14 protein-coding genes are annotated in these 16,786 nt (G+C 67.3%); 10 read left to right on the top strand and 4 right to left on the bottom strand.

Annotated elements, in window-relative coordinates; all coding sequences use genetic code 11:
• Positions 1-14 precede the first annotated feature (14 nt).
• The 4 genes from HB681_RS09345 to HB681_RS09330 all read left to right on the top strand — a co-directional run bounded on the left by HB681_RS09345 (position 15) and on the right by HB681_RS09330 (position 4,190).
• Complete coding sequence (locus HB681_RS09345) at positions 15-1,310, top strand: aminotransferase class III-fold pyridoxal phosphate-dependent enzyme (RefSeq protein ID WP_213954521.1); 1,296 nt, start codon at positions 15-17, stop codon at positions 1,308-1,310.
• A gap of 28 nt (positions 1,311-1,338) precedes the next feature.
• Positions 1,339-2,454, top strand: coding sequence for a phosphotransferase (locus tag HB681_RS09340; RefSeq protein ID WP_213954520.1), 1,116 nt, complete (start codon positions 1,339-1,341; stop codon positions 2,452-2,454).
• The gene (locus tag HB681_RS09335; RefSeq protein WP_213954519.1) at positions 2,451-3,803 is read left to right on the top strand and encodes an APC family permease; all 1,353 of its coding nucleotides are present in this window, start codon (positions 2,451-2,453) and stop codon (positions 3,801-3,803) included. Before HB681_RS09340 ends, HB681_RS09335 begins: the two co-directional genes overlap by 4 nt.
• Positions 3,804-4,025: 222 nt before the next feature.
• Positions 4,026-4,190: a hypothetical protein gene (locus HB681_RS09330; RefSeq protein ID WP_213954518.1), complete on the top strand. Its 165-nt coding sequence runs from the start codon at positions 4,026-4,028 to the stop codon at positions 4,188-4,190.
• 24 nt (positions 4,191-4,214) lie between these two features.
• Here HB681_RS09330 and HB681_RS09325 read toward each other — a convergent pair whose 3' ends face one another.
• Complete coding sequence (locus tag HB681_RS09325; RefSeq protein WP_256734869.1) at positions 4,215-5,420, bottom strand: MFS transporter; 1,206 nt, start codon at positions 5,418-5,420, stop codon at positions 4,215-4,217.
• Between the two features lie 22 nt (positions 5,421-5,442).
• A complete protein-coding gene (locus HB681_RS09320) occupies positions 5,443-6,822 on the bottom strand; it encodes an amidohydrolase (protein ID WP_213954517.1) in 1,380 nt (459 codons plus the stop codon).
• A gap of 114 nt (positions 6,823-6,936) precedes the next feature.
• On the opposite strand from HB681_RS09320, the gene HB681_RS09315 reads away from it, so the two are divergent.
• On the top strand, positions 6,937-7,881 hold the full coding sequence (locus HB681_RS09315) for a LysR substrate-binding domain-containing protein (RefSeq protein WP_213954516.1): 945 nt from the start codon (positions 6,937-6,939) through the stop codon (positions 7,879-7,881).
• Between the two features lie 75 nt (positions 7,882-7,956).
• Entirely contained in the window at positions 7,957-9,315 is a 1,359-nt protein-coding gene (locus HB681_RS09310) for a M20/M25/M40 family metallo-hydrolase (RefSeq protein ID WP_213954515.1), read from the top strand.
• 12 nt (positions 9,316-9,327) lie between these two features.
• On the opposite strand, the gene HB681_RS09305 is transcribed toward HB681_RS09310, so the two are convergent.
• Positions 9,328-10,872 (bottom strand): YifB family Mg chelatase-like AAA ATPase, encoded by a 1,545-nt coding sequence (locus HB681_RS09305; protein WP_213954514.1) that lies wholly within the window; start codon positions 10,870-10,872, stop codon positions 9,328-9,330.
• Positions 10,873-11,095: 223 nt separating this feature from the next.
• On the opposite strand from HB681_RS09305, the gene HB681_RS09300 reads away from it, so the two are divergent.
• The 4 genes from HB681_RS09300 (at position 11,096) to HB681_RS09285 (ending at position 15,656) form a co-directional block, all read left to right on the top strand.
• Complete coding sequence (locus HB681_RS09300; protein WP_213954513.1) at positions 11,096-11,980, top strand: TorF family putative porin; 885 nt, start codon at positions 11,096-11,098, stop codon at positions 11,978-11,980.
• Positions 11,981-12,051: 71 nt separating this feature from the next.
• Entirely contained in the window at positions 12,052-12,390 is a 339-nt protein-coding gene (gene glnK / locus HB681_RS09295; RefSeq protein ID WP_213954512.1) for a P-II family nitrogen regulator, read from the top strand.
• A gap of 34 nt (positions 12,391-12,424) precedes the next feature.
• A complete protein-coding gene (gene amt, locus HB681_RS09290) occupies positions 12,425-13,975 on the top strand; it encodes an ammonium transporter (protein ID WP_256734868.1) in 1,551 nt (516 codons plus the stop codon).
• 277 nt (positions 13,976-14,252) lie between these two features.
• Positions 14,253-15,656, top strand: coding sequence for an FAD/NAD(P)-binding protein (locus HB681_RS09285; RefSeq protein ID WP_213954511.1), 1,404 nt, complete (start codon positions 14,253-14,255; stop codon positions 15,654-15,656).
• 75 nt (positions 15,657-15,731) lie between these two features.
• On the opposite strand, the gene HB681_RS09280 is transcribed toward HB681_RS09285, so the two are convergent.
• Positions 15,732-16,748: a tripartite tricarboxylate transporter substrate binding protein gene (locus HB681_RS09280; protein WP_213954510.1), complete on the bottom strand. Its 1,017-nt coding sequence runs from the start codon at positions 16,746-16,748 to the stop codon at positions 15,732-15,734.
• Between the last annotated feature and the right edge of the window lie 38 nt (positions 16,749-16,786).

Genomic DNA, 16,786 nt, shown 5'->3' with positions numbered 1-16,786 from the left:
GCCAAGGACATCGCATGTCATCCACCGAACTCCTCCAGCGCCGCTTCGACATCCTCGGCAAGCGCGCACCGCTCTTCTACGAGAAGCCGCTGCACATCGTGCGCGGCGAAGGCGTGTGGCTGCACGACGCCGACGGCAGGAAGTACCTCGACGCCTACAACAACGTCGCGCACGTCGGCCATTGCCACCCGCGCGTGGTCGATGCGATCTGCGCCCAGGCGCGCACGCTCAACACCAGCACGCGCTATCTGCACGAGACCATCGTGCGCTACGCCGAACGCCTCGCCGCCACCTTCGCGCAGCCCGACATGATGGTGATGTTCTGCTGCAGCGGCAGCGAGGCCAATGAACTCGCGCTGCGCATGGTGCGCGAATGCAGCGGTGGCACGGGCGTGATCTCTACGGCGCACTCGTACCACGGCAACACGGCAGCGGTGTCGCAGGTGAGCGCCATCCTCAGCACGCCCGACCAGCGCGGCCCGGACGTGCGCATGATCCCGGTCATCGACCCGTACCGTGACCGCGTGCAGCAAGACGACGCCCCGCTCGTCGATGGGTACTGCGCCGAGGTCGACAGCGCCATCGCCAGCTTCCAGAACAACGGCAGGAAGTTCGCCGGCATGATCCTCTGCACCGGCCTGTCGTCCGAGGGCCTGCCGACCCAGCCCGCGGGCTACATGCGCCGCGTCGCCGAGCAGGTGCGCGCGGCCGGCGGCTACTTCATCGCCGACGAGGTGCAGGGCGGCTTCGGCCGCTTCGGCAGCCACTTCTGGGGCCACCAGGTGCAGGGCGTGGTGCCCGACATCGTGACGCTGGGCAAGCCCATGGGCAACGGTCATCCGATGGCCGCGGTGATCGCGCGCCGTCACATCGTCGAGCGGTTCACCGAGCTGAACCCGATGTACTTCAACACCTTCGCCGGCAACCCGGTGTCGTGCGCAGCGGGCATGGCCGTGATGGACGTGCTGGAAGACGAAGGCCTCGTGGCCAACGCGAAGACCACCGGCGACTACGTGCTGGCGCAACTGCGCGACTTGGCGCAAAGGCATGAGCTGATCGGCGACGTGCGCGGGAGGGGACTCTTCTTCGCGGTGGAGCTGGTGCAGGACCGCGAGAGCAAGCGCCCGGCCACCGATGCCGCCAAGGAAATCATCAACGCGATGAGCCGCGCCGGCGTACTGATCAGCCGCATCGGCCCCTTCGACAACATCCTCAAGATCCGCCCGCCGATGCCCTTCACCAGCGCCAACGCGGACCAGCTGATCGACACGCTCGACCGCGTGATGTCCACGCTGCGCGTCACGGCTTGACGCACCGGAACACACGGAACCGCACGACGTGAACGACGCCATGCCTTCGTCGCCGGACGAACACGCCTTCCGGCAGATCGCGCTGCAGGCCCTGATCCACTGGAACCTGCGGTCGACCGGCATCAGCCTCATCAAGGTGCGCGAGAACGCGGTGTTCCGCGTCGACTGCGCGGATGGCCGCAAGGCGGTGCTGCGCGTGCATCGCCAGGGCTATCACTCCGACGATGCCTTGCGCTCCGAATCCGAATGGCTGGCCGCGCTGGAACGCGATGGCTTGCAAGTGCCACGGGTCATCCCATCGCGACATGGCCGGCCCTTCGAACTCATCGGCGCGACCAGCAGCGCGATCGGCCACCAGGTCGACATCATCGAGTGGATCGACGGCCGCCAACTCGGCTCGGTCGAGGCCGGCGTCAGCGGCGGCGACGCCGAGATCGCGCGCAAGTACCGCATCGTCGGCGAGACCATGGCGCGCATGCACAACCAGTCGAGCCGCTGGCAGCCGGCGAAGGGCTTCGAGCGGCATAGCTGGTGCGAGGAAGGACTGGCCGGGTTGCGTCCGTTGTGGGGGCGCTTCTGGGAACTCGATGCGCTGCTGCCGTCGCAGCGCAGCCTGCTCGGCTCCGCGCGCATGGCGATCCGCGAAGACCTGCTCGCCATCGGCAAGTCCGCGCAGGTGTACGGCCTCATCCATGCGGACCTGGTGCCGGAGAACTTCCTCGTCGATGGCGATGACGTGCGCGTGATCGACTTCGACGATGCGGGCTTCGGCTGGCACCTGTTCGACGTGGCGACTTCGCTCTATTTCCTCAAGCTGGAGCCGTACTTCGATGTTGCGCAAGCCGCGTTGATCGAAGGCTATCGGCGCCACCGTGACCTGGGCGACCAGGCCCTGGCCAGCCTGCCGATGTTCCTCGCCGCGCGCAGCACCACGTACCTCGGCTGGGTGCACGAGCGCAAGGGCACGGCCACGGCGATCGAGCTGACGCCGATGCTCATCGAACTGGCCTGCAGCGTGGTCGAGGACTACCTGGCGCAACGCGCTCGCCGTCGTGTCGAAGCACTCGGCACGCCGACATCCGGCGCCGCATCGAACGGCCCTTCTATTTCTTCAGCGCAACGTCCATCCCTGGAGTCCACATGAGCCAAGCCCACGGCAAGCTGCGACCGGTCCTGCGTTTCTCCGACCTGCTGATCTACGGCATGACCTACATGGTGCCGGTGGCGCCGTGGGTCATCTTCGGCTTCCTGCACGTCACGTCGGGCGGTACGCCGGCGCTGGCCTACCTGCTCGGCATGGGCTGCATGGTCTTCACCGCGGCCAGCTACGCGACGATGGTGGAACGCGTGCCGCGCGCGGGCTCGGTGTACGCCTATGCACGCGAAGCCCTCGGGCCGTTCGCGGGCTTCATGGCCGGCTGGCTGATGCTGCTGGACTACATCCTCTTTCCGGCGCTGACCTGCGTGTTCGCGGCGATCGGGCTCAACAGCCAGATCCCGGCGATCCCGCGCGAGGCCTGGGTGGTGGGGCTGGTGCTCGTGACCCTGGCGGTCAACTGGTTCGGCATCGGTGTCAGCGCGCGCATCAGCGCGGTGCTGTTCTGGGTGTCGGTGGCGGCGGTCGGGGCTTTCGTCATCGCGGCGGTGATCGCGCTCAACGGTGGCAAGGGTGCGGGCCACGTGGGCATGCAATCGCTCTGGCCGTCGCACATCGTCTGGCAGTCGTTGCTTCCGGGCGTGGCGCTGGGCGTGATGTCGTACCTGGGCTTCGACGGCATCTCGACGCTGAGCGAAGAGGTGCGGCCGGAGCATCGCCACCTGATCGGGCGCGCCATCATGCTGAGCCTGCTGCTGACCGGCGTGCTGTTCGTGGTGCAGGCCTCGTTGCTGAGTGACCTGATGGTGGGCTTCGACATCCGCGATCCGGCATCGCTGGCCTACGACGTCGCCAATGCCACGCTGGGCCCGACGCTGGGTGCGGTCATGACGTGGACCGTGGTGGTCGCAGCGATCGTCGCGATGGTGCCGATCTGCGCGGGCGTGGCGCGCCTCATGTACGCGATGGGGCTCGACGGCCAGCTGCCGCGCGTGCTCGGCCGCGTCCATGCGAAGCACGGCACGCCGCATGTGGCGATGCTGCTGACCTCGGTGATCGCGCTGGTCGTGGCGCTGGTGGGCGTGGACCATGCGGATGAGTTGTCGACCATGATCAACTTCGGCGCGCTCGGGGGCTTCCTGCTGCTGCATCTGTCGGTGCTGCGCTTCTTTGGCAAGCGCGAGAAGAGCGTGCGATTCGTGCGCCATCGGCTGGTGCCGTGCATCGGCTTGCTGGTGAGCGTGGGGCTGATGCTGAGCTTGAGTCCGCTGGCGCTGGAAGTGGGTGCGGGATGGCTGGTGGCGGGGTTGCTGTTGTGGGCGGTGGCGCTGCGCGGGCGGCCGGCTTCGGATGGGTTGCCTGTGGATGAAGTGATGGACTCGCGCGTCGGCGTGTGAGGCGTCCGGGCGCTGCAGGGCAACGCTCGGCATGCTGCACTTCACTGCGCCGCCACTGGCGGCAGCACCGCCACCACGCTTGCCTTTCGATGCGCAACCCGGCCGTGCGCGGCCTGCTGTCGCCCCTCATGCTCACGAAACCTGCGGGCGCCTTCCTACATCTCGTAACGATGTGGCGCAGCACGATGTGATCCGTCTTTCACAAACCACATCGCAGGCCACATGAATACCAAGCGCATCGTCCTCTCCGTCGCCATCCTCCTCGGCGGCTTCGCCACCTTCATTCCGGGCCTCGCCTCTGCGGCGTCCTATGACCATCATCATCACGTTCACGAGGTTTGCCACTACGACCATCACCACCATCGCAGCTGCCACTGGGTGCACTGAGCGTCGCCCAGGCGCTCGATCGGCTCAGTGCGTGCGAGCGCGTTGCGCCGCGACCAGCGCCAGCACGGCGACCACGCTGGCGACGAGCAGCATCCACAGCCCGGCGGCATAGCCGTTCGCGGGTGACCACAGCACGCCGAGCATCAGGGGTGCGAGGGCGCGTGCAATCGCCATCGGCAAGCCAAGCGCGCCATTCAGCGTGGCCACATGCTCGCGGCTCACATACTGCGCAATGGCCGTGCCCTTGACGATGGTCAGCATGCCGTTGCCCATGCCATACAGCGCGACGAACAACAGCGCCGCGCCCGCGTGCCCGCTGCCCGCGAGCAGCGCCATCAAGCCCAGCGGTATCAGGCAGGGGATCAGCCGGTTCGCCAGATGCAGGTCAAAGCGGTGCTCGAAGAAATACAGCAGCGCCCGCCCGAACACCTGCACGATGCCGATGCTGGCCGGCACCGCGATGGCCCACGCCTCCGGCAGGCCGCTGCCGCGCAGCAGGCTCACCATGTGCGGTGGCAGCGCGGCCGTGACGGCCATCAGCAGCACCGAGAACACGCCGATCAGCAGGAAGGGCTTGCTGCGCAGGAAGTGCGAGGCGGATCGCTGTGCCGTCGGCGCGGCGCCGGCCTCGTGGCGCGCCTGCGGCCGTGGTGCGCCAAGCAAGATGGTGGCATGCAAGGGCACGCAGATGCAGAGGTGGATCGCAGCCAGCACCCACAGCGCGTGCCGCCAGCCCAGCGCGTTCACGAGCCACGCAACCAGCGGGATGAACACCGTGCTGGCCAGTCCGCCAAGGAAGGTGAGCGTGATGATCGCGCGCCGGAAGTCGCTGGGAAAGCGTCGCGTCACGATGGCGAAGGCCGGCGTGTAGAGCGTGGCCGCCAGCGCCGCGCCGAGGACGATCCACACGGCGTAGAAGCCGGCGGCGTCCTGCACCACGCTGTGGGCCAGCAATGCGCCCGCCATCACCAGCGACCCGCCCGTCATCACTGCGCGCTCATGGCCGCGATCGATCCAGCGTCCCACCGGCCAGGCCATCACGCCCTCCGCCAGCAAGCCGAGGCTGAAGGCCAATGACGATTCGGCCCGCGTCAGGGCCAGCGATTGCTCGACCGGCTCCATCAACAGCGCGAACGCGTAGAACACGCTGCCCCAGGTGATCAGCTGCCCGACCGACAGCCAGCCCACCATGCGGCGATCGTAGGCGGGGCGTTCGGGCGGCGAGTTCAAGTCGCCGGGATTCTATGGACTCCTACAGCGCCGAGCTTGCGGACTTGCCCATCGCCAAGTAGTCGAGCGTCAACTGCGACAGCGTGCGCGTGCCGATCGCCAGGCTGGCCTCGTCGACGAAGAAGCGCGGCGAGTGGTTGGCCTCGGCCTTGCTCGCATCCTGGCCCACTGGCGTGTTGCCGATCACCACGTACAGGCCCGGCACCTTCTGCGCGAAGAACGAGAAGTCCTCGCCGCCGGTGCCCTTCTGCACGACCATGGCCTTGCCGCCCGGCACGCGGGCCAGGCTAGGCGCCATCTTCTCGGTCAGCGCCGCGTCGTTGATGGTGGCGGCGTAGCCGTCCTCCTCGATGTGCACATGGGCGCTGCCGCCGCCGCTCCTGGCGATGAGTTCGGCGGTTTCGCCCATGCGCTGGATGATGAACTTGCGCATCGGCTCGTCGTAGGTGCGCAGCGTGCCGCTCATCTCCGCAGAATCGGGAATGATGTTGTAGCGCGTGCCGGCCTGGAAGGTGCCCACGGTGAGCACGGAGGGCTCCTTGGTCACGTTGACCTGGCGGCTCGCGATGGTCTGGAAGCCCAGCACGATCTGCGACCCGAGCACGATCGGGTCGATGCCGCTCCACGGCGCGGAGCCGTGCGTCTGGCGGCCGTTGACGCTGACGCGGAAGGCATCGGATGCCGCGGTGATCGGGCCGGCCTTGTAGCCGATCTCGCCGGTGTTGAGGTTCGACACCAGGTGCGCCGCGAACACCACGTCGGGCCTGGGCGCGTCGAAGGCGCCCTCGGCCAGCATGCGGCGCGCGCCGCCGATCTCGGCGTTGGGCAGCTTCTCCTCCGCCGGCTGGAAGATCAGCTTGATGGTGCCGGGCAACTGGTCCTTCATCGATGCCATCACCTCCGCGACGCCCATGAGCATCGCGACGTGGCCGTCATGGCCGCAGGCGTGCATCACGTCGACTTCCTTGCCGGCCCATGTTGCGCGCGCCTTCGAGGCAAAGGGCAGGTCGACCTGCTCCTTGACCGGCAGCGCGTCCATGTCGGCGCGCAGCGCCACCACGGGGCCGGGCTTGCCGCCCTTGAGGATGCCGACGACGCCGGTCACGGCCACGCCTTCGCGCACCTCGAAGCCCAGGGCCTTCAGGTGGGCCGCGACCAGCGCCGCGGTGCGCTTCTCCTGGTTGCCGAGCTCGGGATGCTGGTGGATGTCGCGGCGCCAGGCGATGACCTTCGGCTCCACGGCCTTGAGGCGCTCGGCCATCTGCGGATACAGCGCCTGCGCGGCGGCGGGTGCGGTCGCGGACGGTGCGGCGGACTTGTCCTGGGCACTCGCGCACAGCGCGGCAGTGGCGAGGGCGACGGGCAGGCACAGCCGTGCGGTGGAGCGGAAGCGTGTGGACATGGTGGTGATGCGAAAGAAGGGTTGAGAGGAGGGCGAAGCCTTGGAGCGTAGGGGCAGCGTGCGCGCCAGGCCAATCGGATTTCCATCGCTCGATAATCCGGCCTTATCGCTTCGATGAACTCGCCCGACGTCACCGCCGCCGAACTGCTGCTCGAACGCCTGCTCGCGCGACTGCGCCTGCGCCACCTGAAGCTGGTCGATGCGCTCGCGACACAGGCCAACCTGCGCCGCGCGGCAACGGCGGTGCACATGACGCAACCCGCCGCGACGCAGATGCTGCGCGAGCTCGAGGCCACGCTGGGCATGGCATTGTTCGAGCGCCACGCGCGCGGCATGCGCATCACCGAGGCTGGCCGGCTCGTGGCACGGCATGCGCGCATGTCGATCGACGCATTGCGCGTGGCGACCGAGGAACTCACCGCGCTCGCCTCGCAGCAGGTGCAGCCGCTGCGGATCGGCGCCATCGATGCTGCCATCGCCAGCGTGCTGGAACCCGTGTTGTTGCCCCTGCTCGCCGCCCATCCCGAACTGCGCCTGGAGATCGAGGAAAGCAACATCGAGCGCCTGAGCGCGGGCCTGCGCAACGGCGCATTCGACATGGTGCTGGTGCGCGAGCCGGTGCAACTCGAACCCGGGCATCGCTTCGTCGCGCTGCGCAGCGACCGCGTGGTGGTGGTCGCCAGCACCGCGCACCCGGCGGCGCGCCGACGCCGCTTGCGGCTGGCGGACCTCGCGCAGTCGCGCTGGATCCTGCCGCCCGCGCACTATGCGGTGCGACGTGCGCTCGATGCGCTGTGGGCGCAGGAGGCGCATCCGCCGAGCGCGCACAACGTGCAGACGCTGGCGCCGCACCTGCTGCGCAGCATGCTGGCGCAGCCCGACGTGGTGGTGCCGGTGCCGCACTCGCTGCTCGACCGGCTTGGGCGTCATGGGATCGTGGAACTGCCACTTGAACTGCATGCGCCGATCGAGCCGCTGGGCATGCTTTTTCGAGGCAGCGAGGCCGAGGGCTCACTGGCCGTGCTGATCGATTTCCTCGTTGCGTCGATCCATACCTGATCGGTTGCAAATAAATCGGGGCCGCTCGCGCCAGGAAGCGAAAGAATGCGGCTTGCTGTCCCTCCCGGAGATCCCATGTCCCGCAACTTCTCTCCCCTGCTTGCCTCCCTGGTCCCGGCCGTCGCATTGCTGGCCGCCAGTGCTGCACAGGCCCAGAGCTTCAACGCGGTCGCGCCGACGCCGGCGCAAGTCAAGCCGGCGGTCGACCTGGCCTACACGCGACTCATGCAAGCGCCGGCCATTGCCACGCTGCTCGACGCCGTCAAGGCCGACCATGCGCGCTCGATCGAAGACCTGAAGATGCTGACCGAGATCGAGGCGCCGCCGTTCAAGGAGCAAAAGCGCGCCGAGGCCTACGTTGCGCGCATGAAGGCGCTGGGCCTCGCCGATGCACGCATCGACAGCGAAGGCAACGCGGTCGGCTTGCGCAAGGGCACGGGCAACGGGCCCAAGCTGTTGATCTCGGCGCATCTGGACACGGTGTTTCCGGCCGGCACCGACGTCAAGGTGAAGGAACGCGACGGCAAGCTCTATGCGCCCGGGATTTCCGACGACGTGCGCGGCTTGTCGGTGCTGCTGTCATGGCTCAAGGTTCTCAATGACAACAAGATCGAGACGGTGGGCGACCTGCTGTTCGTGGGCAACGTGGGCGAAGAGGAGCTGGGCAACCTGCGAGGCATGAAGCACATCTTTGCCGAGCACCGCGACATCGACGGCATGGTGGGGCTCGAGCCGGCCCCTGACGGCAGCGTACTGGTCCTGGGCACAGGCAGTCGTCGCTACGAGTTCACCTTCAAGGCCCCCGGCGGCCACAGCTACGCGGCGTTCGGGCAGGTCCCGAGCGCGATCCACGGCATGGGTCGCGCCATTGCCAGGATTGCCGACATCAAGACCCCCGAGGTTCCCAAGACGACCTTCACCGTCGGGACGGTCGGCGGCGGTACCTCCGTCAACACCATCTCGCCGGACGCACGCATGGCGGTCGACATCCGCTCGGATGCCAACGAGCCACTCATGGCGACCGAGAAGAAGGTCCTGGCCGCCGTGGACGAGGGCGTCGTCGAGGAGAACAAGCGTTGGGGCGTGAACACGCTGACGGTCACGAACAAGCTCATCGGGGATCGTCCCGGTGGGCAGACCGCAGCCGACTCGGTGATCGTGGAGGCCGCGGTTCGGGCGAACAGCGCGTTCGGCAACAAGACGCTGCTCGCAGGCGCCAGCACCGACGCCAACGTACCGATGTCGCTCGGCATTCCGGCCATCATCGTCGGCGGTGGCGGCAAGACGGGTGGCTTCCATGCCCTGACCGAATGGATCGACGTGACGGACGGATGGAAAGGCGCGCAAGCCTCGCTGCTGACGGTGCTGGGCTTGGTCGGCGTGCAAGGAATCAGCGAGCCCTTGTTGCAAAAGCGCCCGATACGGACGCGTTGATCAAAAGTCCCGTCATCCGGCGTCACGCAGCGCCCGCCGGTATTGCACGGCCTCGGCCACATGGGCGGACTGCACCTGCCCGGCGCCGGCCAGGTCCGCGATGGTGCGTGCGACCTTGAGCGCGCGGTGCGTCGAGCGCGCACTCCAGCCCAGCTTGGTGGCCGCCGTCTGCATGAAACGCATGCCGGCGTCGTCGAGCCCTGCATGCACGTCGATCTGCGCGCCGCGCAGCGCCTGGTTGGGCACGCCCTGCCGCGCGATGGCGCGTTCGCGCGCGGTGGCCGCGCGGTCGCGGATGCCGGTCGTCGCTTCGCCTGGCGGCGCGGTCAGCAGTTCCTGCGCCGACACGGCCGGCACCTCGATGTGCAGGTCGATGCGGTCCAGCAAGGGGCCGCTGAGCTTGCCCTGGTAGCGCGCGATCTGGTCCGGCGTGCAGCGGCAGGCCTTGAGCGGCGAGCCCGAGAAGCCGCAAGGGCAGGGGTTCATCGCCGCGATGAGTTGGAATCGCGCGGGGAATTCGGAGCGTCGGGCTGCCCGGGCGATGGTGATCGTGCCGGTCTCCAGCGGTTCGCGCAGGGCCTCCAGCGCGGCCCGCTGGAATTCCGGGAATTCGTCCAAAAACAGGATGCCGTGATGTGCGAGCGAGATTTCGCCGGGCCGCGGCGGTGATCCTCCGCCGACCAGGGCCACCGCGCTGGCGGAATGGTGGGGCGCACAGGTCGGCCGCACGGCCCATTTCTCGATCCCGAATCGCCCCGACAGGCTCGACACCGCCGCGCTCTCCAGCGCTTCGTCCACCGTCATCGCCGGCAGCAATCCGGCAAAGCGCTGCGCCAGCATCGATTTGCCGGACCCCGGAGGCCCGACCATCAGCAGGCTGTGCCCGCCGGCAGCGGCGATCTCCAATGCGCGCTTGGCGGCGGCCTGGCCCTTCACCTCGGACAAGTCCGGATAGCTTGGAATGTAAGTGCCGGCTTCCGAGTGAATGCGCGCCCAGCCGTCGACCTCAGGCTCGGGCAAAACGGAAGCATCCGCTCCCGCAGGCAGGAAGTGCCGCACCACGTCGATCAGGTGACGCGCGCCATACACCTCCGATCCCGGCACCAGCGCCGCCTCCTGCGCGCTGTCGGCCGGCAGCACCAACCGGGTCGCGATGCCCCGGCTGTGCAGCGCCAGCGCCATCGCAAGCGCCCCGCGCACCGGCCGCAGGTGACCCGACAAGGACAGTTCGCCGGCAAACTCGTGCCCCGCCAGTTGGGCCGCGTCCACCTGCCCGCTCGCCGCCAGGATGCCCAGCGCGATCGGCAAATCGAAACGCCCGGAGTCCTTCGGCAAATCCGCCGGCGCCAGGTTCACGACGATTTTTTTGTTGTTCGGAAACTCCAGCCCCGCGTTCTGAATGGCCGATCGCACGCGTTCGCGCGCTTCCTTCACCTCCACATCGGCCAGCCCGACCAGCGTAAAGCTGGGCAAACCATTGGCCAGATGCACTTCGACCGTGACGCTGGCCGCTTCCAGGCCCAGCAAAGCACGGCTTTGCACCAAAGACAAACTCATTTCCACTCCCTCACCAAAACGGTGCACCCACCTCGGTGGTGCGCTCTTGTTTTCTTTTCGATTCAACCGTTGTTCAAGAAGACACTTGTGTGACTATTTATCCGACCTTTTGTGTACGTTTGTGAATGAGCCTCCGGGTTTTCCAGCACCCTCCGCAACCATTTGGCACGCTCCCTGCTTTGAACGGGTTCCCACCCTTTCAAATACACGTAGGAGTTTCTCGATGATGCACCGTAACACTGCCACGGCGTTGGTTGCACTGGCCACCACGCTCGCGACGTCGGGCGCCGCTTTTGCCCAGAGCACCCCCGCGGCAGATCCGGCTGCTGCCACCCCCGCGCCTGTCGTCTCGCCGCTCACGGCCAATGTCTCCTTCACCACCAACTACAAGTTCCGTGGCCAGGACCAGGACATGATCAGCAACAGCTTCACCAGCCCGGTGAAGACCAGCGGATTCAAGCCCGCCATCCAGGGCGGCTTCGACTACGCGCATGAGAGCGGCTTCTACGTCGGCAACTGGAACTCCAGCGTCAACTGGCTGCCGGGCAACAGCATCGAGAGCGACTTCTACGGCGGCTACAAGTTCAAGGCCGGCCCGGTCGACCTCGACTTCGGCGTGCTGCAGTACTACTACTCGGGCAATACCGCCGGCAACACGACCGAACTCTACGGCGCGGGCACCTGGGCCGACGAAGTCCTCGGCAGCTTCACCGCCAAGTACTCGTGGACCGTGTCGAAGGACTACTTCAACTACGCCGGCAACAAGGCGGGCTCGGGCCAGAAGGGTCAGAACACCAGCTACCTGAACCTGTCGTACAGCAAGACCGTGCTGACCAGCCTCACGCTGAAGGCCGCCGTCGGCTACACCTTCATGTCGTCGGACATCAAGAGCCTCGGCTACCGCAACTACCTGGACTACAACGTCGGCGCCAGCTGGGACTTCGGCGGTGGCCTGTCGCTGGCCGGCTCGGTCCAGGGCGCCAACCACGAGGATGCCTATGCCGTGGCGAACCACCCCGGCTTCGACCTCGGCTTCGGCCCGATCGGCGCGACGACCTACTCGCCGAACAAGGCACGCTTCATCGCGACGCTGACCAAGACGTTCTAAGAAAAACGAAAAGCAGGCCCGGCCCTTGCAGGGGTCGAGCCATCCATATCTTCCTCAGGAGTAGCAAAACCATGAAGCTGGTCACAGCCATCATCAAACCCTTCAAGCTGGACGAGGTGCGCGAGGCGCTCTCCACCATCGGCGTGCAGGGCATCACCGTGACGGAGGTCAAGGGCTTCGGCCGGCAGAAGGGCCACACCGAGCTGTACCGCGGCGCGGAGTACGTGGTGGACTTCCTCCCCAAGGTCAAGATCGAGGCCGCCGTGGCGGACGACCTGGTCGAGCGCGTGATCGAAGCCGTCGAGGGCGCAGCCCGCACCGGCAAGATCGGCGACGGCAAGATCTTCGTGTACGACCTGGAGCAGGTCGTGCGAATCCGCACCGGCGAAACCGGCCGCGAAGCCCTCTGATTTCACGCATTTCATGGCACGAAAGAACACCCCAATGAAAAAGTTCCTCCTCTCCCTCGCGCTGGGCGTGGGCCTGTTGACGGCCAGCGTCTCGGGCTTCGCGCAGTCGCCGGCGCCAGCCGCCGAAGCCAAGGCGCCCGCCGCGGCCGCTGCCCCCGCAGCCACGCCCGCGGCGCCTGCCGCTGCAGCTCCGGCTGCCGCAGCCCCCGCCGCGGCCGCACCTGCCGCTGACGCCGCCGCGGCCCCCGCCGCAGCACCGAGCTTCAACAAGGGCGACACCGCCTGGATGATGGTCTCCACGCTGCTGGTGATCATGATGACCGTGCCTGGCCTGGCGCTGTTCTATGGCGGCCTGGTCCGCAGCAAGAACATGCTGTCGATCCTGATGCAGGTCATGGTCACGTTCTCGATGATCGTGGTGATCTGGATGATCTACGGCTACAGCCTTGCCTTCACGGAAGGCAATGCCTTCATAGGCGGGTTCGACCGGCTCTTCATGAAGGGGATGTTCGATCCGGCCACCGGCGTGTTCGCGCCGGGCGCAACCTTCAGCAAGGGCGTCTACATCCCCGAGCTGCTGTTCGCCGCCTTTCAGGCTACGTTCGCCGGCATCACCTGCACGCTGATCGTCGGTGCCTTCGCGGAGCGCGCCAAGTTCTCGGCCGTGCTGCTATTCATGGTCCTGTGGTTCACCTTCAGCTATGCGCCGATCGCGCACATGGTCTGGTTCTGGATGGGCCCGGACGCCTACACCGGCAAGGAAGTGGTCGATGCGGTGAACGCCAAGGCCGGCCTGATCTGGCAATGGGGCGCGCTGGACTTCGCAGGCGGCACCGTGGTGCACATCAACGCGGCCGTCGCCGGCCTGGTCGGTGCGTTCCTGATCGGCAAGCGCGTCGGCTACGGCAAGGAAGCCTTCACGCCGCACTCGCTGACGCTGACCATGGTCGGTGCCTCGCTGCTGTGGGTGGGCTGGTTCGGCTTCAACGCAGGTTCGGCCCTCGAAGCCGGCACCAGCGCCGTGCTCGCCTTCATGAACACCTTCTCGGCGACCGCCGCGGCCGTGCTCGCATGGTCCATTGGCGAAGCACTGATGAAGGGCAAGGCCTCGATGTTGGGCGCCGCTTCTGGTGCAGTCGCCGGCCTGGTGGCCATCACCCCGGCCGCCGGCAACGTCGGCCTGATGGGCGCGATCGTGATCGGCTTCGTCGCCGGCTTCGCCTGCCTCTGGGGCGTGCATGGCCTGAAGAAGATCCTGAAGGCGGACGACTCGCTGGACGTGTTCGGCGTGCACGGTGTCGGCGGTATCGTCGGCGCGCTGCTGACCGGCGTGTTCAACACCCAGGCCTTGGGCGGCCCCGGCGCCGTGAGCGACTGGGTCACGGCCACCGTGGCCACCACCGAGATCGGCCCGCAAGTGTGGACCCAGCTCAAGGCCGTGGTGCTGACGATCGTGTGGTCGGGCGTGGTCTCGTTCATCGCCTACAAGATCGCCGACCTGACGATCGGCCTGCGCGTGACGGAAGAAGAAGAGCGCGAAGGCCTGGACATCTCGTCGCACGGCGAAACGGCATATAACCGGTAACCCCCCGAAGTGGCGCGTGCCGCGCCACCTCCCCCCTGCTGGGGGCGATACCAGCGGCCCGGCAAAGCCGGTTCCGCAAGGATGTTGCTCCGCCCCAGGTTGGCCTCACTTCGTGTAGGCCGCCCACCCCCCACCGGGGGCAACACCAGCGGCCCGGCAAAGCCGGATCCGCGGTGTTTCACGAACGAGCATCGAGCCACCTTCGGGTGGCTCTTGCTTTTGGAGGGGAGTGAACTGGTTCATAGGCACTGGGGCGGGCGGGGCATAGAGTGCGCGCATGGATGCTGCCGTGCTGGAAACCGACTACCTGGTGATTGGCGCCGGCGCCAATGCCATGTCCTTCGTCGACACGCTGCTCGACGAGACCGGTGCCGACATCGTCATGGTGGACCGGCACCACGGGCCGGGCGGGCACTGGAATGATGCATATCCGTTCGTGCGGCTGCATTCACCGTCCGCTTTCTACGGCGTCAACTCGCGCGAACTGGGCAGGGGCGGAAAGGACCTGGTGGGGCTCAACCAGGGGCTGTCGGAACTGGCTTCCGGCGCCGAGGTGGTGGATTACTTCGACCAGTTGATGAACCAGCGCTTCCTGCCCTCGGGGCGGGTGCGCTACTTCCCGATGTGCGAGGTCGATGCAGGCGGCGGGCGTTCCGGCTTCAGCTCGCTGCTGACGGGCGCGAGGCAAGAGGTGACGGTGCGCCGCAAGATCGTGGATGCGACCCACGCGCGCACCGAAGTGCCTTCCACCCGCCCACCGCCTTATCCGGTCGCGCCGGGCGTGCGCTGCGTGCCGCCGAACGAACTGCCGAAGATCGGCCGGCCGCACCCGGCCTACGTGGTGGTCGGCTCGGGCAAGACCGGCATCGACACCTGCCAGTGGCTGCTGCAGAGCGGCGTGGCGCCCGGCGCGATTCGCTGGATCGTGCCGCGCGACGCGTGGTTCCTGGATCGCGCCGCGGTGCAGCCCGGCATGGACAGCTTCGACCCAACCTTTCTCGGCTTGGCCCGGCAGATGGAGGCGGTCGCCGATGCCACCTCGATTTCCGACCTGTTCCTTCGACTCGAGGCGGCGAATCAGGTGTTGCGCCTGTCGCCGGCCATCGAGCCGACGATGTACCGCTGCGCCACCGTCGCGGCCGCCGAGATGCGGGAGGTGAGGCGTATCGAGCACATCGTGCGCCTCGGACACGTCCGGTCCATCGAGCCGACGCGGATCGTGCTAGTGCACGGCGCCGTGCCGGCCGCATCGGACTGGCTCTACATCGATTGCACCGCCAACGGCATACCCGCGCCGCGAGTCACGCGCGTGTTCGACGGCGACACGGTCAACCTGCTGATCGTGCGCACCTGCCTGCCGGCCTTCAGTTCGGCGCTGATCGGGTTCGTGGAAAGCCTGGACATCGACGACACGGAGAAGAACGCTCTTTGCGCCAGCATCCCGCCGCCCAGCGTGCCGGCCGACTGGCTCCGCATGCTGGCCATCGGTCTGGCGAACGGGCAGCGCTGGGCCAGGCATCCGGCCGTTTCTGAGTGGCTGGGCCGCGCGCGGCTCAACACGCTCGGCAACATGGTGCGCGGCATCGATGAAAGCGATGCGAACCGGCAGGCGCTGCTGCGCCGCTATCGCACGGCGACGAAGCAGGCGGCCGCGCGGCTGCCGGAGCTGCTCATGACATGAGCCCACCCCCGATGCGCCTGGGGCGCTTGGGGCGACCGCCAGCGCCGGCTGCTCTTGCGGGTCGACGAATGCGCGCTACTCGGCGCGAATGTCGTTGTTCTTGACCACGTCGCCAAGCAGCTTGTAGTAGTCCTTCGTGAGCTTGGCCAGGTGCTCGGGCGTGCCGCCGCCGGCCTCATCGCCGCGGTCGGCGATGGTCTGCTGGACCTTGGGGTCCTTGAAGGCGTTGTTCATCGCGTCGTTGGTCTTCTTCACGATGTCCGCCGGCAGGCCGCCCGGGCCGTAGAGGCCGATGAAGGAGATGATCTCGAAGTCCTTGATGCCGCTTTCCTTCGCGGTCGGCACGTTGGGAAAGGCCGGTACGCGCTTGGCGCCGGTGGACATCAGCGCCTTGAGCTGCCCGGACTTGAGCATGGGCGCGACCACCGACGAGGCGTCGAACATGCACGGGATGCGGCCGGCGATCAGGTCGATCATGGCAGGGCTGCTGCCCTTGTACGGCACATGGCTCATCTTCGGCTTGCCGATGCGCTCGCGGAACAGTTCCATCGCGGTCTGCACCAGGCTGCCCGGGCCGCCCGAGGCGTAGTCGACGGTCTTGCCGGCCTTGTCCTCCACCTTGATCCAGGCGATGAATTCCTCGACGTTCTTCACCGGCAGGCTGGCCGGCACCACCAGCATCAGCGACGAGGTCAGCAGCAGGCCGATGGGCGTCATCTTGAGCGGGTCAGCCACCGGCGTGTTGCGGTAGGTGTGCGGGTTCAGCACCATGTTGCTGCCGTTGCCCACGAGCAGCCTGTAGCCGTCCGGCGGCGACTTGGCGACGTAGTCGGTCGCGATGTTGCCGTTGACGCCGGGCTTGTTGTCGATCACGACGCCCTGGCCCAGGCTGGTCTGCATGCCCGCCGTGAGCACGCGGCCGGCGAAGTCGGTCTGCCCGCCGGGCGGATAACCCACCACCAGCGTCACCGCCTTGTTCGGCCAGGCGCCCTGGGCGGAGGCAAAGCCCGGAAGGGCGCTGGCGGCGCCCCCCAAGCACAGTTGCAGCGCACTGCGGCGCGACAGCGAGGTGTTCGACGGGGGAGTTTTCATGGTCAGCTTCCAGTCAGGTTTTGGCAGCCGCATCATAG

It is taken from the genome of Variovorax sp. dw_954, assembly GCF_018449755.1.
Taxonomy (GTDB): Bacteria; Pseudomonadota; Gammaproteobacteria; order Burkholderiales; family Burkholderiaceae_C; genus Variovorax.
Note: the sequence above shows the minus strand (reverse complement) of the source record. Positions and strands in the feature narration are given on the sequence as shown.

Excerpts from the sequence above, each read along its gene's own strand:
- HB681_RS09345 (WP_213954521.1), top strand. The coding sequence starts at position 15 with ATGTCATCCACCGAACTCCTCCAGCGCCGCTTCGACATCCTCGGCAAG.
- HB681_RS09335 (WP_213954519.1), top strand. The coding sequence starts at position 2,451 with ATGAGCCAAGCCCACGGCAAGCTGCGACCGGTCCTGCGTTTCTCCGAC.
- HB681_RS09330 (WP_213954518.1), top strand. The coding sequence starts at position 4,026 with ATGAATACCAAGCGCATCGTCCTCTCCGTCGCCATCCTCCTCGGCGGC.
- HB681_RS09320 (WP_213954517.1), bottom strand. The coding sequence starts at position 6,822 with ATGTCCACACGCTTCCGCTCCACCGCACGGCTGTGCCTGCCCGTCGCC.
- HB681_RS09315 (WP_213954516.1), top strand. The coding sequence starts at position 6,937 with ATGAACTCGCCCGACGTCACCGCCGCCGAACTGCTGCTCGAACGCCTG.
- HB681_RS09310 (WP_213954515.1), top strand. The coding sequence starts at position 7,957 with ATGTCCCGCAACTTCTCTCCCCTGCTTGCCTCCCTGGTCCCGGCCGTC.
- HB681_RS09305 (WP_213954514.1), bottom strand. The coding sequence starts at position 10,872 with ATGAGTTTGTCTTTGGTGCAAAGCCGTGCTTTGCTGGGCCTGGAAGCG.
- HB681_RS09300 (WP_213954513.1), top strand. The coding sequence starts at position 11,096 with ATGATGCACCGTAACACTGCCACGGCGTTGGTTGCACTGGCCACCACG.
- glnK (WP_213954512.1), top strand. The coding sequence starts at position 12,052 with ATGAAGCTGGTCACAGCCATCATCAAACCCTTCAAGCTGGACGAGGTG.
- amt (WP_256734868.1), top strand. The coding sequence starts at position 12,425 with ATGAAAAAGTTCCTCCTCTCCCTCGCGCTGGGCGTGGGCCTGTTGACG.
- HB681_RS09285 (WP_213954511.1), top strand. The coding sequence starts at position 14,253 with ATGGATGCTGCCGTGCTGGAAACCGACTACCTGGTGATTGGCGCCGGC.
- HB681_RS09280 (WP_213954510.1), bottom strand. The coding sequence starts at position 16,748 with ATGAAAACTCCCCCGTCGAACACCTCGCTGTCGCGCCGCAGTGCGCTG.